This is a genomic window from Gemmatimonadota bacterium (genome assembly GCA_016720805.1).
Taxonomy (GTDB): domain Bacteria; phylum Gemmatimonadota; class Gemmatimonadetes; order Gemmatimonadales; family GWC2-71-9; genus Palsa-1233.
Map to the genome: position 1 here is coordinate 48,519 of JADKJZ010000005.1, position 14,358 is coordinate 62,876.

Consider the following 14,358-nt stretch of genomic DNA (forward strand, 5'->3'; position numbering starts at 1 on the left):
GATCTCACCGCACGGACGGGGTCAAAACCACCGCCCCACCCTCAAGAACAACGCCTCCCGTCCCGCATCGTTCCAGCCATACTCCACACGGACCGGACCGAGGGGAGTGTCCGAGCCGATCCCGACTCTGGCGCCGGCAACCCAGCCGCCCCGCGCAAAGACCCCGCGGGACCGGAGCGCGAGGTCGCGATTGGTAGCCGTGCCGTCCGTGCTCGGGAGACCGATCAGCGTCGTGGGCGTGCTTCCGATCGCGGTTCGGCCGATCGCGCCCTGCAACCGAACCCGGAGCGGACCGATGACCGCGCGGGAGACCGCCAAGGCGCCGAACGCCTCGCGGTCGCCACGGCGTTCGCCGAGGTGGAGGCCGGGGAAGCCGTCCTCGCCGCCGAGCGAGAAGGTGAGCGGCACGGGCAGCATCTCGCCGACGCCGAGGCGGAGGTGAGGCTCGAAGCGCATCCCGCCCCACTCGCCACGGCTTCGGAATTCGCCGGTGACCAAGCGATAGCGTGAGGTGTACGCTGCCTCCACGCGCGTCGCCTGGTCGCGATCGTCACTCAGTCGCTCGATGATCAGGCGACCACCGGCGGCGGAGGCGGTGGATCGGAACCGCGTCCGCAGATCGGCCGCATCCCAGCTGCGGAACTCTGCCATCAGCGAGAGCCGCACGTCACGGCCGACGAACCGCTCGACGCCGGTGGTGATGGCGAGATGCTGCAGGTCATCGGAAGGCACTTCGAAGCCGTCCACATCGAAGCGGCGCACATCCTCGCCATGCAAGCCGAGTGTCGCGACGGGTGAGAAGACGGCGCGGCCGAGCAGCGTCTGGCGCCGACCAGTCAGGTCGAGGTCACGACGAAAGCGACCGAGCGCCAGTACACCGGATGCTTCGGCGTGCAGCACCGGAAGATTGCGATCGGCGAAGCCACCCCACACTCGCCCACCGAGCTCGGTGTCATACGCGATTCCGATGCCGGCCACGCGGCGCGGCAACCGTCGCAGGATCGGCTGCAGACGGACCGTGTCGCCGCTGCCGACCGGACCGAGCCAGATCTCGCGGAAGACCTCGCGCTCGCCGAGCGAAAAGAGTTGCGCCTGCAACTCGGCCTCGTTCACCGCGCGGGGCGCCTCGAGCGCGAGGGTGCGTCGCAGCAGCCGTACACCGGAGGGGTCGGATGCATCACCACGGAGCCCAAGCAACTTCCGCGGCATTGCGATCGGCGGACGCGGCGTGGCGGCGAGCCCCTGACAACTCCAGCGCGCCACCATCGAATCACCGGCAATGCGGCCGAGGCGAATGAGCGAATCGACGGCCGCGGACGAAAAATCGAGTGCACGAAATCCTTCGACCGAGGGCCGGATCATCAGGTCGTCGGCCCCGAGTGAGTCGGCTGGCTGGCGGAAGAGCCAATTGAGGAGACGATCAGCGATCACCAGTGGTGAATCGAGATCGAGGGTGTCGGCCGGCCGTTCGGTGACGTCGCTGACCAGGACGCGCACCGCGCCTTCGTTGCGGGCGACACCAACCGGAATGTTGGCCGCCAAGCCGCCGTCGGTGAGGGTCAACGCGCCGATCTTCTCGGGAGAGAAGACCAACGGAATCGCGATCGACGCGCGCACCGCCTGGGCGAGGTCGCCGCCACGCAACACCACCACGCTGCGATCGCGCAGGTTGGTGGCCACCACGCGCAGCGGAATCGGGAGGTGATCGAAGTTGCCGCGTGCGAGGAGGTTGCCGCGAAGCATCGCCCCGTTGAGCGCCGCGGTCACCTGATACTGCCGGACTGCGGGACTCTGGATCGAGAAGCCGGCCTCGCCCTCTTCCCAGAGCAGCAGCGGAAGGAGCGATCCCCAGACGACGGGGCCGCGGAGTTCCTTGGCGCGGAAGATGTCACGGGCGGCGAGCGCCCGTGCGAGGGAATCGATCTCGCGAGCCGGATAGCCGGCGGCATAGAGCGCGCCGATCATGGCGCCCATCGAGGTGCCGACGATCAGGTCGGGGCGGACGCCAGCGGCTTCGAGCGCGGCAATCACCCCCACATGCGCCAGTCCCTTGGCGCCGCCGCCGCTCAAGACCAGGGCGGTGACGCCCGGGCGGCAGGCAGGTGCCTGTGCTGGCATTGCGGTCGCCGTGATGGCGCAGCCGAGGAGGGCAACAAGGGTCCGACGAGCCAGCGAGATCATGGCGCGAAACGTAACGCGCCGGGTGGCCACGGCGGTCGGCGGCATGCCCCGAAATCGTCTCCCCCTTGCGCCGGGGGCGGGCGCGTTCCTACACTCTCCCCTGACCGCGGGACCCCCTACCCGTGTAACCCAGCCGGCGCAGTCCGGAGGAGTGCTCGTTCGATGCCGTACATCATTACCGATGCCTGTATCGGCGTGAAGGATCGCGCCTGCGTGGATGTCTGCCCCGTCGACTGCATTTACGAAGGGGAGGAGCAGCTCTTCATCCACCCCGATGAGTGCATTGACTGTGGCGCCTGTGAACCGGAGTGCCCGGTCAGCGCGATCTATCCGGAGGAAGATGTGCCGGCGAACCTCCAGGCGTTCATCGCGAAGAACAAGGACATCTTCGACTCGGACACGCCGCCGGGACGTCCGCGCAAGTAACCGCGTGAGCGCACCAACGAGACGCCCCCGGAGCCAAAGCTCCGGGGGCGTCCTTATTGGCAGGATACCTGCTGTCTGGCGGTGACGAAGGGGGAAGGATCGTCGGGGCCGCCACAGAGAAATACGCCCGGCCCCGGCCAATGGTTTCAGGCTAGCGTCCGGCGGGCAGGCGATCGAGAAATTGCTGCATCGCCGCCGTCGTCTCGGCCGGTCGTTCCAGGGTCGGCAGGTGGCCTGCGCCCTTCACCTCGACCAATACCGCGCCAGGAATCGCCGACGCCATGGCGCGCGCCACGTCGGGTGGTGTCAGCCGATCCTCGCTCCCCACGATCACCAGCGTCGGTGTGTTGGCGAGTGTCGGCAGCAGGTCGCGGGAATCGGCACGATCGCGCATCGCGGTCACGGCAGCGACGATCGTCTCCCGCGGCGTCAGCGCCATTTGAGACACCACGGTGTCGCGCAGCTTCGGCGTCACGTCCGCGGCGAAGAGCTTCCCGCCAAGCGCCAGTGCGATGGGCCCGACCCCCTCACTCCGCACTCGATCGATCGTCGTGGTGCGCGCCGCACGTGCGGCCTCGTCGTCGGGACGCGGCGACGTGTCGAGCAGGATCACACCGAGCAACCGTTCACGATGTCGCCGGACAAATTCGAAGGCGATGTAGCCGCCCATCGACAGCCCCGCGATGACCGCACGTTGAATTCCGAGCGCGTCGAGCAGCGCGGCAAGGTCGTCGGCGTGTTCGGTAAGCGTGGTCGGCGACGGTGAGTCGCACGAGGCACCGAAGCCACGCAGGTCCGGCACGATACACTGGACGCCCTCGAGCCCTTCCAGTTGCGGCTTCCACATGCTCTGGTCGAGTGGATAGCCGTGGACCAGCAGCAAGGGGATCGCGCCCTCCCCGACCTCGACGTACTCGAGCGGGTGGCCGTTGGGGAGGGTGATGGTGCTCATGTCGACATCCTGCAGGTGAGGGTGAGGGGTGAGGGGTGAAACGTGAAAGGTGAAACGGAATCCGGGGTGAAAGCACGTTTCACGTCTCACGACGCCCCCTCACCCCTCACCCAGCGGGGCCGAAGGCCGAGCCCCAATCGACTACCTTTCCTTCAACTCAACGCTCTGGTGACGCATGGCGCCCTCAACCGACTACATCCGGCACGCCGCGAAGCTGACTCGGCAACTGGCGATGGACGCCTCGATGGGCACGCCGCCAGAGCTCACCGCCGAATATCTCAAGACCCTCGCCAAGGCGCTTGAGCAGGTGGTAGACGGCCTGGAGCAGGCCTCGAAGCGGAAGGACTAGATGGCCGACGTGCGCCTGGTGGATCGACCCGAGACGTTCCACGCCCTCCTCGATGAGGTACGCGGCGCCCCGCTGGTCGCGCTCGACACCGAGGCGGCGTCGTTCCACCGCTTCCACGACCGGATCTACCTGGTCCAGCTCTCCACCCGGACGCTCACGGCGGTCATCGACCCCCTCGGCGTCGGCGATCTCACGCCGATCGGCGACCTGCTGGCCGACCCCGCCATCGAAGTGATCTTCCACGACGCCGATTACGACCTGCGGCTCTTCGACAAGCAGTTCAGCTTCCGCGCGAGCCATCTCTTCGATACCCGGATTGCCGCCCAGTTCCTCAACGAACCCGGGATCGGCCTCGGCGCCCTCCTCGCCAAGTACTTCAACGTCACCGCCGACAAGCGCTTCCAGCGCGCCGACTGGTCGGCACGGCCGCTGTCAGCGCCGATGCTCGACTACGCGGCGGGCGATACGGTTCACCTGTGTGAGTTGCGAGACATACTCCTAGAACAACTTGACGCCATGGGGCGCACCGAGTGGGTCGCCGAGGAATTCGAGAACCTCGAGAAGATCCGCTGGACCGGTGGTGGCGAGGGACCGGAGACCGCCTTCCTCCGTCTGAAGGGCGCCAAGGCGTTACAGCGCCGCGAGTTGGCGATTCTCCGGGAGCTCTACAATTGGCGCGAGGAAACCTCCGCCCGACTCGACCGCGCCTCCTTCCGGGTCTTGGGCAATGAGGTCCTCTTTGCCCTGGCCCAGCAGCCGGTGCATACCCTCGAAGAACTTGGCCGGGTGAAGGGGGTAGGACAGGAAGGCGCCCAGCGCCGCGGCAACGAGATCCTCGCCGCGATCGCCAAAGGCGAAGCGATCCCCGAGCGGGATCTCCCGCGGGTGGAGCGGCCGGCCCGGCGCATCCCCGATCCCGCCTTCGAGGCGCGCGTCGAGGCGCTCAAGCACCGGCGCAACCGGTTGGCGGAGGAGCTTCAGCTCGCGCCCGGGGTATTGTGCCCTAACGGAACCCTCGAGGCGATTGCCCGGGCGGAACCTGCCTCCCTCGACGCGCTCGCCACGATTCCCGAGCTGCGCCGCTGGCAGGTGAAGGTCCTTGGGCCCTCGCTGCTCCAGGCGGTTGCCGCCAGCGGATGAGCGCCGCGCTCACTCAATGCCGACTTGCACGTTAGGATTAGCAGATGACCGCCGACGCCCGACCCCCTGTGACCCCCGAACTCGCCAAGAAGGCGCTCCGTGCCGTGAAGGACCCGGAGCTGGGGCTGAACGTGATCGACATCGGCCTGATCTACGACGTCGCCGTCGCCGATGACGGCGCCGCGAAGGTGACGATGACGCTGACCTCCCCAGGCTGCCCCTCGGGCGCCGAGATCATGGAGGACGTCCGCCGCACCCTCGCCGACCTGGAAGGGATCAGCAACGTCGAGGTCGAGTTGGTGTGGGAGCCGTACTGGACGCCGGAACGGATGGATCCGAGAGTCAGAGCCTTCTTGGGTCACTAGGGATGATGGATGATGGACAATGGATGGACCACGATCGAGGGAGCACCGAAGAACATTTCGGCGCTCCCTTTTCAGTTTATCCATCATCCATCATCCATCATCCATCATCCTATCAGCAGCTCTTTCCGACCGCCCGTCTCGCCGCGTCGCTCACCTTCGCGCGAATCTCCCGAATCTGTTCGAACGACCTGGTCGCGTTGCGCGGATCGTAACTGCGATTGGTGAGCAGCACCACGAAGAGGTCGGCCGCCGGGTCGATCCAGATCAACGTGCCCGTCCATCCCGTGTGCCCAAAGGTCGTGGCGGTGGCGCAGCGGCCGTAGAGCGGTGGTTTGCCGTCGCCCGGATTGAGGATCGGTGTATCCCAGCCGAGGGCGCGGGTCCCCGACGCGAAGCTGCGTTCGGTGAAGCGGAGCGCGGTCGCGGTGTTGAGCCAGGGCGAGGGCGCCGCCACGTCGCCAAGCGCATGGAGCCACGACCGCGCGAAGCGGGCGAGATCGGCGCCGGTGGAGAAGACGCCGGCGTGCCCCGCGACGCCGCCCAGGATGCGGGCGTTCTCGTCATTGACCACGCCGCCGATGGCTCGGCCGCGCAGTTTCGCGGTCGGTACCGCGCGCGTCTGGTCGGCGGCCGGCGGCGACCAGAACGTGGTGCGCATCCCCAGCGGCTCGAACACTTCCTGTCGCGAGACGCTGTCGAATGGCTCGCCGGCCACTCGCTCCACCACCATCGCCGCCAGCATCGCATTGAGGTCGCTGTACAGCGCGGAGGCACCCGGCATTCTCGCCAGCGGCACGGTCAGCAACTTCTCGCGCGCGGCGGAGATGGTGGGGTGCCCGCGATAGAGCGCCTCGTACGGCGGCAAGCCACTGGTATGATCGAGCAGCATCCGCACCGTGACCTGATCCTTGGAAACTCCCATGAACTCGGGGAGGTAGCGCTCAACCGGTGCCTCGAGGTCGAGTTGGCCGCGCTCGACGAGCTTGGCGACCGTGCTTGCGGTGGCGACCACCTTGCTGAGCGAGGCGATGTCCCAGAGGGTGGAAGCGGGATCGGGACGCGTCGTGCGGTTGCTCCAGGTGAAGTGGCCGTAGCCCTTCTGGTAGAGCACGCTGTCGCGGCGACCGACCATCACCACGGCGGCAGGATAGATGCCGCGGCGGATGCCATCCTCGATGGCCGCATCGATCGCCTGGAGTGCGGTGGCGCGCTGCGCGGCAATCGACGATGGCAGGGCGACGAGAGACAACAGGAGGAGAACGCGTTGCATACTGCTAGAGACGCACGACGAGGGTGATCCGTGTCACGGCGTGCGGATCGGACCAGGAGTGACAGCGTAGAGGAGTTGCAGGGTGGCGCGGTCGCGCCGGGATGGTGACCCCACCGGCGAGGTGTGATACATCAGGTCGTCCTCGCGGTCAGAGTGGGGCAAGCCAAGGGCGTGGCCGAATTCGTGGGCGGCGACGCGGCGGCGAATCGCCGGCGGGACGACCAGGGAGTCAGGGTTCTGGCGCAGCGCGAGGGACATCGTCACGCTCTGCACGACGCCGTCGCTGCCCCAGCGAACCCCGGTGAGCCCCAACTGCGACTCGACGCCGAGCATCGGGCTCCAGGAGACGGTGATATCGGCCGTCGAGTCCGCGGTCTCCTGCAGATCGAACCCCGCCTCGTTGCTGCTCCACACCGCCATTCCGGCCCGCGCATCGGCGAGCGCGCCCTCCCAGTCGGGCAGCGCGCTGTCGGTGACGAAACGGACCGTGAGGACTCGGCGCTGGCGGTCCTCCCAGCGGATCACGGTGGAATCGCTGGTGGCGAACATCGAGTCGAGATAGACGCGCCGCCCCTCCCGCGCGATCCGGCGGCGGGTGGCCAGCCGCGCCTGGAGGTCAATCGCCGGCGTGCCGAGGGGCGGTGCATTGATCGCCTCGGGGAGCGGGCCGATCTGCCGAGCCGCTGGACGCCCCGGCGCCGGGGAATCGGCTGCCGGTGGCGGGGGCACGGGGCGCTCTGCGGCCCGACGCGAAGCGCCCCCCACCACGACCACGGTGACGAGGAGGGCGAAGCTGGCGATGGTCAGACGCTGGTCCATCTTGGGAATATCGGCTGTGCCGTCCCACGGGGCGAGGGGTGTTGGCTGGCGCAGAGGGATGGGCGCTCCTACCATTGTGCCGTGTTCGACTCTCTGGGACGGGCCCTGGTGCGCTGGCGCTGGGCCGTCATTGCGATCTGGGCCGTCATCGGTGTCCTCGCGGCGGTCCGCGCCGGGGACACCGTCGGCATGCTCAAGCTTCGGGGCGGCGCCAACGCCACGACCGAGGCGCGCGTCGCCGATTCGCTCCTCTCCGCACGCTTCTCCCGGCCGATCAGCGAATTCTTTGCGGTGACGGTGCAGGGCCCCGCCCGGATGACGGAGGGGATCCCCGGGCAGCTGCTCGACTCCCTCCTCGCCGCGGCGCGCGCCCAACCGTTCGCAAGCGGCGTCGTGTCCGTCCGCACCACCAAGGACTCGACATTCGTCGCGCGCGACGGCCGCACCACCTTCTTCCTGGTGGCGCTCAACCGGCGCGATGGCGATTCCGTCGCCGCGGCCGTGGCCCCACTGCGGCAGGCCCTCGACTCCGTCCTCCGTCGCTTCCCCGACCGCGACGCCTACAGCGTGCTGGTGACCGGCCGCGCCCCGCTCGACCTCGACATTCGCGCCGTCTCGGCCGAGGACGCCACCCGCAACGAGACGAAGCTGGTGCCGATCACCCTGGCGATCCTGATCCTCGCCTTCGGCGCGCTGGTGGCTGCGTTCCTCCCGATCATCGTCGGCGTGATGGCGATCGCGATCACGCTCACGCTGGTCGGTTGGGTGGCCACCTTCTTCCCGATGTCGATCTTCGTGCTCAACATGATCTCGATGATCGGCCTGGGTGTCGGGATCGACTATTCGTTGCTGGTGATCACCCGCTTCCGCGAGGAGCTGAACGCCGGGCTTCGCCCGCGTGAGGCGGCGGCCCGCACCTTCAGCACCGCCGGGCACGCGGTGATGGTGTCGGGGATGACGGTGGTGGTCGGCTTCGGCGCGTTGCTGCTCACGCCACTGACCGAGACGCGCTCGGTGGGGATCGCCGGACTGCTGGTGGTGGCCGTGGCCGTGCTGCTCGCCACCACACTGCTCCCCGCCCTTCTCTCGCTGCTGGGGCGCAACATCGACCGGCCGCGCTGGCTCGCGCGCCGGCTCGCCTGGTACCACCGGCCGCAGATCTGGGAGCGCTGGGCGCGCTCGCTCTCGCGCCATCCGTATCGCGCGCTGGTCATTGGCGGGACGATCATCGCACTGCTCACGCTGCCCGCGCTCAAGCTGCGGATCGGGCTGCCCTCGCGGCACTGGTGGCCGGAAGAGACCGAGGCCGGGGCCGGTGTCGCCACGCTGGAGCGGATGGGGATGTCGGGGTACATCCAGCCGGTGCGCGTACTGATCGAATTCCCCGAAGGGAGCGATGGCACCGGTGCCACGGCGCTCCGCGGCCTCAAGGGACTCTCCGACTCGCTGCGCGCCGACCCGCGCGTGCGCGACGTGAAGTCGCTGGTCGACATCGCTCCCGGCACCTCGATCCTCGAGTACTCGCTGCTCTACAGCGAACCCGACACCGTGCGCGCGCGCTATCCCGATTTCCTCGACGCGTACCTGGGGCGCGACGGCCGCACCACGCTGATGGACGTGATCCTGGCCGACACCACGACCCTCACCACGGCGATGGACGTGGTGACGGAGATTCGTGCTCGCGTGGCCTCGGGTCAGATCAAGCAACTGAAGAACGCGCAGGTGCGGGTCGGCGGCTACGTCGCCTCCGCGCTCGACTTCCAGTCGTTGCTGCTCAAGCGCTTCCCGCTGATCGTCGCCCTGATCCTCGGCGTCACCGCGCTGATGCTCGCGATCGTCTTCAAGTCGGTGCTGGTGCCGATCAAGGCCGTGGTGATGAACTCGCTCTCGGTCGCGGCGACGTTCGGGTTGATCGTGCTGGTGTTCCAGGAGGGGATCGGCGGCTCGCTCTTCGGCATCACCGGCCCGACCTCGGCGATCTACGTGCTGGTACCGGTGATCGTCTTCGCCGTCGTCTTCGGCCTGTCGATGGACTACGAGGTCTTCCTGCTGGCGCGCATCAAGGAAGCCTTCGATCGCACCGGCCAGAACACGCTCGCCACCCGCGAAGGCCTCTCGGCGACGGCCTCGGTGATCACCTCGGCGGCGCTGATCATGATCGCCGTCTTCGGGGCCTTCGCCTTTGCCCGCATCCTGCTGATGCAGTTCGTCGGCTTCGGCCTGGCCGTCGCCGTGCTGCTCGATGCCACCATCATCCGCATGGTGCTGGTGCCGAGCCTGATGCAGATCGCGGGGGCGTGGAATTGGTGGCCGGGGTACAAGCCGCCGCGGAAAGATCCGTAGGGGCGCAGCATGCTGCGCCCGTCTTGCCCTGTCGTGATGCTGGCATAGGGCGCAGCATGCTGCGCCCGTACATGAGGAGATCGGAGTGCGTCCCGGGGCGTATGCCGTGATGCCGGGGGTCGTGGGGTGGTCGCCGGTGTATGGGCGCAGCATGCTGCGCCCTTACATCATGACATCACACCGCGACGTTGGCATCACGACTTCGCATCCACCCAGTTCTCCCCGATCCCGATGCCCACCTGCAGTGGGACCTTCAGCACCGCCGCGCCCTCCATGTGCTCCTTCACCAGCGCCGCCGTCGCCTCCGCCTCCTCGGCGGGCGCCTCGACGACGAGTTCGTCGTGCACCTGGAGCAACAGGCGGGACTTCAATCCCGCTGCGGGCAAGGCGGCGTGGATCTCGACCATCGCCCGCTTGATCAGGTCGGCCGCCGAGCCCTGCAGCGGCGTGTTCTGCGCAGTGCGCTCGGCAAACGCGCGCAAGTTGAAGTTCTTGTCGCGGATCTCGGGGATGTAGCGCCGACGCCCGAAGAGCGTCTCGACATACCCCTGCTCGCGCGCGAGCTCGACCTGCTTGTCGAGGAAGGCACGCACCCCGCTGAATCGCGAGAAGTAGTCGCCGATGAAATTCTTCGCCTCGTCCTGCGTGATACCGAGCATCTTGGAGAGCGCGAACGGCCCCTGGCCGTAGATGGTGCCGAAGTTGATCGTCTTGGCGCGCGCGCGCATCTCGCTGGTCACCTCCGCGAGCGGTACGCCGAAGATGATCGCGGCGGTCTGCCTGTGGATGTCGCCCCCGGAGCGGAACGCCTCGACGAACGCCGGATCTTCGGAGAGGTGCGCCATCAGCCGCAGTTCGATCTGCGAATAGTCGGCCACCACGAACTTCCACCCCGGCTGCGGGATGAAGCCGCGGCGGATCAGTTCGCCGCGCGGCGTGCGGATCGGGATGTTCTGCAGGTTCGGATCGTTCGACGAGAGCCGCCCCGTCTGCGCCCCCACCTGGTTGAACGAGGTGTGGATGCGCCCCGTGGTGCGGTTCACCTTGGTCGGCAGCACGTCGACGTAGGTGTTCTTGAGCTTCTGCAGTTCGCGGTAGCCGAGGATCAGCTTCGGCAGTTCGTGCCCCATGTCGGCGAGCTGCTCGAGCACTTCGGCGTCGGTCGACGGCCCGGTCTTGGTCTTCTTGAGGACGGGCAGCCCCTGCTCCTCGAAGAGGATCACGGCGAGCTGCTTCGGCGAATTGATGTTGAGCGCCTTGCCACCCGCGGCCGCCTGGATCTGGGTCTCCAGCACCTCGAGGTCGTGACCGAGGATCCGCCCCAGCTCCGCGAAGCGGGGGAGGTCAATCAGTATCCCCGTCCACTCCATGTCGACGAGTACCGGGATCAGCGGCATCTCGAGTGTCTCGAGCAACGGGCGGAGCGCTGCCTGGTCGAGCGTCGGCGCGAACCAGTCGTGCAGTGCCAGCACCATCGCACTGTCGGCACCGCAGTAGGACGCCGCGGCCGCCACCGACACTTCGGCGAACGGGATCTGCTGCTTTCCCTTGCCGGTGAGGTCGGTGTACTGCGTCATCAGCGTGCCGAAGGCTTCGAGTACCAGCGCATCGATCCCGTGCGAGCGCCGCGACGGATCGGCAACGAACGACGCCAGCATCGAGTCGTAGGCGAGGCCACCCACCTCGATCCCGGCGCGCCGCATCACCTGCACGTCGTACTTCAGGTTGTGTCCCGCCTTCTTCACCGTGGCGTCGCGCAGCAGCTCGGCGAGTGGCGCGCAGGCGGCGCTGGTGATGGGCGGGAGATTCTTCGGCGCGTCGTCGCGAGGCGGCGTCACCCCGGCGTCGGTCGACGTGCCCGAGAAGAGGTCCGACGCCGGCGAGCGGTGCCCGAACGGCATGTACCAGACATCCTTCGCGTTGATCGCGATCGACAACCCGATCAGCTCGGCGTCATGCGGCTCCAGCGACGACGTCTCGGTGTCGAAGGCGATCATCGGCGCCGCACGCCACATCGCGACGAGGGCCGGCAGTGCGGCCGGATCGTCGACGATGGTGACGTTGATGTCGGGGGCCGAGCGGTCGACGACTGGCGGCGCCTCGGCGGCCACCGCGGTGGCGCCTGGCGCGGGGGCCGCTGCCGTGGCACCCACCGGGAAAAGCGCCGGGTCCTGGTCGGTGCCGAGGTTGCCGAGGCGCGGCACCAGCGAGGAAAACTCCAGCTCCTGACAGAAGCGCATCAGCGCGGCCTTGTCGGGGGCGTGCACCACGAGGGCATCGAGGTCGAGTTCGACCGGGACGTCGGTCATGATGGTCACCAACCGCTTCGAGAGCCGTGCCTGCTCGGCCTGTTCGAGCAGCGCCTCGCGGGAGCGCTTCTTGGTGACGTTGGCGGCGTTGGCGAGGATGGTCTCGAGGTCGCCGAACTGCTGCAGCAGCTCGACGGCACCCTTCTCGCCGATCCCCTTCACGCCGGGAACGTTGTCGGAAGCATCGCCGAGCAGCGCGAGATAATCGGTGACCTGATGCGGAGGGATGCCCAGGCGATCGGCGCCGTTGGTGGTATCGACCCAGACCTCGTCGACGCCGCCGGGGCCGCCGCGACCGGGGTTCAGCAGCGAGACGCCGGGGCGGATCAGCTGGTAGAAGTCCTTGTCGCCGGAGACGATCACCGTCTGCAGTCCCTTGGCGGCACCGCGGAGCGCGAGCGTGCCGATCACGTCGTCGGCCTCGTACCCCTGCACCTGCACGAGCGGGATGCCGAAGGCGACCAGCAGCTGCTTGACCCGCGCGACGGCGGTGTCGAAGTCGGCCTGCAGTTCGTCGTCGAGCTTCTCGCGGGTCGACTTGTATTCGGGATACTCAAGCGTGCGGAAGGAATCGCCCGCGTCGTTGACCCAGACCAGGTAGTCGGGGCGGTACTTCTCGCGGAGTCGGAGGAGGAAGTTGGTGATCCCCCAGGCCGCCGAGGTGTTCTCGCCCTTGGCGGTGCGAAGCGGCCTGGAGATGAGGGCGAAGAACGCCCGGAAAATCAGCGCAAATCCGTCAACGAGGAAGAGTTGCTGCGGGGTATGGTTGGGCATGCGGGAAGAATAACCCGCGGGATCGCCCTACCGCCGCTTCATCCGGGCCTTGGCGCTCTCGAAGTCGCCCCGGCTCTGGGGTGCCAGCCGGAAGCGCCCGAAGCCGCTGACGTCCTCGAAGTAGAGCGTGACGCGCGCCTCGTTGTAGGTCCAGCGCATGTAGCGGACCGGCCCGGTCTGCAGCGACTGGTCGTAGATCTCGTCGGGTTCGCCCAGGGCGATGAAGACCTCGCCGCGATCGGTGCGCCAGCCGGCGATCCCTTCGTCGCGGAAGCGGGTGTTGGCGTAGGCGAGCCGCGAGAAGTAGTTGGCGAGCAACTCGTTCTCGGGGGTCCCGGTGTTCGGGTCCGTCTCGCGCACGAAGTCGCGCCACAGTTGGCCGCGGTCCTCGCGACTCGCCTTCCGCATCAGGGCGATCTTGGCGTCGTTCCCGAAATAGCGGAGCAGGTCGAGCAGGTCGTCGAAGTTGGTGACCACCCAGTTCGACGAGAACGAGACGATGCCGTTGATGAGGCGGGCGTTGGGTGGCGCCCCGACCACCACGGTGAGCTGGCCGAGGGGGGCCGAGTCGGGTGCGATGCGGACAAACTGGCTCTCGACCTCGCGGGCGCCGGTGAAGCGTGCCGTCGACCGGAAGACGACCGAGTCGCGCTCGTCGCGGATCTCGATCGGCACGCTGGTCGGCTGGGTGAAGCCGGTCCCTTCGAAGTAGACGAGCAGGGTGTCCTCGCCGAAGGCAATCGTCCCGCGCGGGTTGAGCACCACCCGGAGCGAGTCATTTCGCTTGCCGCGGCCAGCGACCTCATAGGCCAGCAGGGGGGCGGAGACGGTCCCGGGGGTGAAGGCGGTGACCGTCAACGGCTGCTTGCCGGTGCCGACCCGGTCGCTGCCGCGGTCGCGCACCCGCACCGTGACGGTGTAGTCGCCGGGCGCCAACTGGACGACCTGCTGGAGCAGGACCGACTCGTCGATCCGGCCGGTTTCCTGGAAGGTGTCGACCCGAAGGTTCTCGTCACGACCGACCGAGATCGGGGCCGCGCCCGGCCGTTCGAAGAGGTATTCGACGCGGTAGCGCGCCAGCCAGGCGCTGCCGCTCCGCTCGAAGGCGAAGGCGCGGTTCCCCAGCGAGAGGCCGACGATCGCCTGCGTGGAGTCGCCATGGCCGGGGACGAGCGCCACCGTGCCGATGAAGGGGATCTGGTCCGCCGAGACGATCCGGCCGAGGCGGCTGTACATCGCCATCGGGTCGAAGAGTTGGAGGAGCTGCTGGTCCGGGGAGGAGCCCTTGCTGGAGCCGACACGCTGCCAGCTGGTGCAGCCGGCGATGAGGGCAAGGAGCAGGGCTGGGGCGCCCAGGGCGCCGACGCGACGACGAAGGATGTAGGGCATAGTGTAGTATAGGACGTCTGAACGGCCTCTGCTTGCGCTTG

General features: G+C 67.9%; 11 protein-coding genes. 5 read left to right on the plus strand and 6 right to left on the minus strand.

The window, feature by feature from the left end; genetic code table 11:
- Positions 1-21 precede the first annotated feature (21 nt).
- Positions 22-2,181 (minus strand): patatin-like phospholipase family protein, encoded by a 2,160-nt coding sequence (locus tag IPP98_06330; GenBank protein ID MBL0178731.1) that lies wholly within the window; start codon positions 2,179-2,181, stop codon positions 22-24.
- Positions 2,182-2,343: 162 nt separating this feature from the next.
- Here IPP98_06330 and IPP98_06335 point away from each other — a divergent pair, with 162 nt between their 5' ends.
- Entirely contained in the window at positions 2,344-2,607 is a 264-nt protein-coding gene (locus tag IPP98_06335) for a ferredoxin family protein (GenBank protein ID MBL0178732.1), read from the plus strand.
- 151 nt (positions 2,608-2,758) lie between these two features.
- Here the strand turns inward: IPP98_06335 and IPP98_06340 are convergent, their stop codons facing one another.
- On the minus strand, positions 2,759-3,559 hold the full coding sequence (locus IPP98_06340) for an alpha/beta fold hydrolase (protein MBL0178733.1): 801 nt from the start codon (positions 3,557-3,559) through the stop codon (positions 2,759-2,761).
- 175 nt (positions 3,560-3,734) lie between these two features.
- On the opposite strand from IPP98_06340, the gene IPP98_06345 reads away from it, so the two are divergent.
- Genes IPP98_06345 through IPP98_06355 form a run of 3 tightly spaced genes read left to right on the plus strand, consistent with a single transcriptional unit; the run spans position 3,735 to position 5,413 of the window.
- Complete coding sequence (locus IPP98_06345; protein ID MBL0178734.1) at positions 3,735-3,908, plus strand: hypothetical protein; 174 nt, start codon at positions 3,735-3,737, stop codon at positions 3,906-3,908.
- The gene (locus IPP98_06350; protein MBL0178735.1) at positions 3,909-5,048 is read left to right on the plus strand and encodes a ribonuclease D; all 1,140 of its coding nucleotides are present in this window, start codon (positions 3,909-3,911) and stop codon (positions 5,046-5,048) included.
- A gap of 44 nt (positions 5,049-5,092) precedes the next feature.
- Complete coding sequence (locus tag IPP98_06355; GenBank protein ID MBL0178736.1) at positions 5,093-5,413, plus strand: metal-sulfur cluster assembly factor; 321 nt, start codon at positions 5,093-5,095, stop codon at positions 5,411-5,413.
- A gap of 112 nt (positions 5,414-5,525) precedes the next feature.
- Here IPP98_06355 and IPP98_06360 read toward each other — a convergent pair whose 3' ends face one another.
- Entirely contained in the window at positions 5,526-6,683 is a 1,158-nt protein-coding gene (locus IPP98_06360; protein MBL0178737.1) for a beta-lactamase family protein, read from the minus strand.
- A 33-nt stretch (positions 6,684-6,716) separates the two neighbouring features.
- Positions 6,717-7,502 carry a matrixin family metalloprotease gene (locus tag IPP98_06365; protein MBL0178738.1) on the minus strand — a complete coding sequence of 262 codons (786 nt, stop codon included), beginning with the start codon at positions 7,500-7,502 and terminating at the stop codon, positions 6,717-6,719.
- A gap of 81 nt (positions 7,503-7,583) precedes the next feature.
- Between IPP98_06365 and IPP98_06370 the strand changes: the two genes are divergently transcribed.
- Positions 7,584-9,845 (plus strand): MMPL family transporter, encoded by a 2,262-nt coding sequence (locus IPP98_06370; GenBank protein MBL0178739.1) that lies wholly within the window; start codon positions 7,584-7,586, stop codon positions 9,843-9,845.
- 194 nt (positions 9,846-10,039) lie between these two features.
- On the opposite strand, the gene polA is transcribed toward IPP98_06370, so the two are convergent.
- Together polA and IPP98_06380 are read right to left on the minus strand one after the other, a co-directional pair.
- A complete protein-coding gene (gene polA, locus IPP98_06375) occupies positions 10,040-12,928 on the minus strand; it encodes a DNA polymerase I (GenBank protein MBL0178740.1) in 2,889 nt (962 codons plus the stop codon).
- A 27-nt stretch (positions 12,929-12,955) separates the two neighbouring features.
- The gene (locus IPP98_06380) at positions 12,956-14,317 is read right to left on the minus strand and encodes a GWxTD domain-containing protein (GenBank protein MBL0178741.1); all 1,362 of its coding nucleotides are present in this window, start codon (positions 14,315-14,317) and stop codon (positions 12,956-12,958) included.
- Positions 14,318-14,358 lie beyond the last annotated feature (41 nt).

Excerpts from the sequence above, each read along its gene's own strand:
- IPP98_06330 (MBL0178731.1), bottom strand. The coding sequence starts at position 2,181 with ATGATCTCGCTGGCTCGTCGGACCCTTGTTGCCCTCCTCGGCTGCGCC.
- IPP98_06335 (MBL0178732.1), top strand. The coding sequence starts at position 2,344 with ATGCCGTACATCATTACCGATGCCTGTATCGGCGTGAAGGATCGCGCC.
- IPP98_06340 (MBL0178733.1), bottom strand. The coding sequence starts at position 3,559 with ATGAGCACCATCACCCTCCCCAACGGCCACCCGCTCGAGTACGTCGAG.
- IPP98_06345 (MBL0178734.1), top strand. The coding sequence starts at position 3,735 with ATGGCGCCCTCAACCGACTACATCCGGCACGCCGCGAAGCTGACTCGG.
- IPP98_06350 (MBL0178735.1), top strand. The coding sequence starts at position 3,909 with ATGGCCGACGTGCGCCTGGTGGATCGACCCGAGACGTTCCACGCCCTC.
- IPP98_06355 (MBL0178736.1), top strand. The coding sequence starts at position 5,093 with ATGACCGCCGACGCCCGACCCCCTGTGACCCCCGAACTCGCCAAGAAG.
- IPP98_06360 (MBL0178737.1), bottom strand. The coding sequence starts at position 6,683 with ATGCAACGCGTTCTCCTCCTGTTGTCTCTCGTCGCCCTGCCATCGTCG.
- IPP98_06365 (MBL0178738.1), bottom strand. The coding sequence starts at position 7,502 with ATGGACCAGCGTCTGACCATCGCCAGCTTCGCCCTCCTCGTCACCGTG.
- polA (MBL0178740.1), bottom strand. The coding sequence starts at position 12,928 with ATGCCCAACCATACCCCGCAGCAACTCTTCCTCGTTGACGGATTTGCG.
- IPP98_06380 (MBL0178741.1), bottom strand. The coding sequence starts at position 14,317 with ATGCCCTACATCCTTCGTCGTCGCGTCGGCGCCCTGGGCGCCCCAGCC.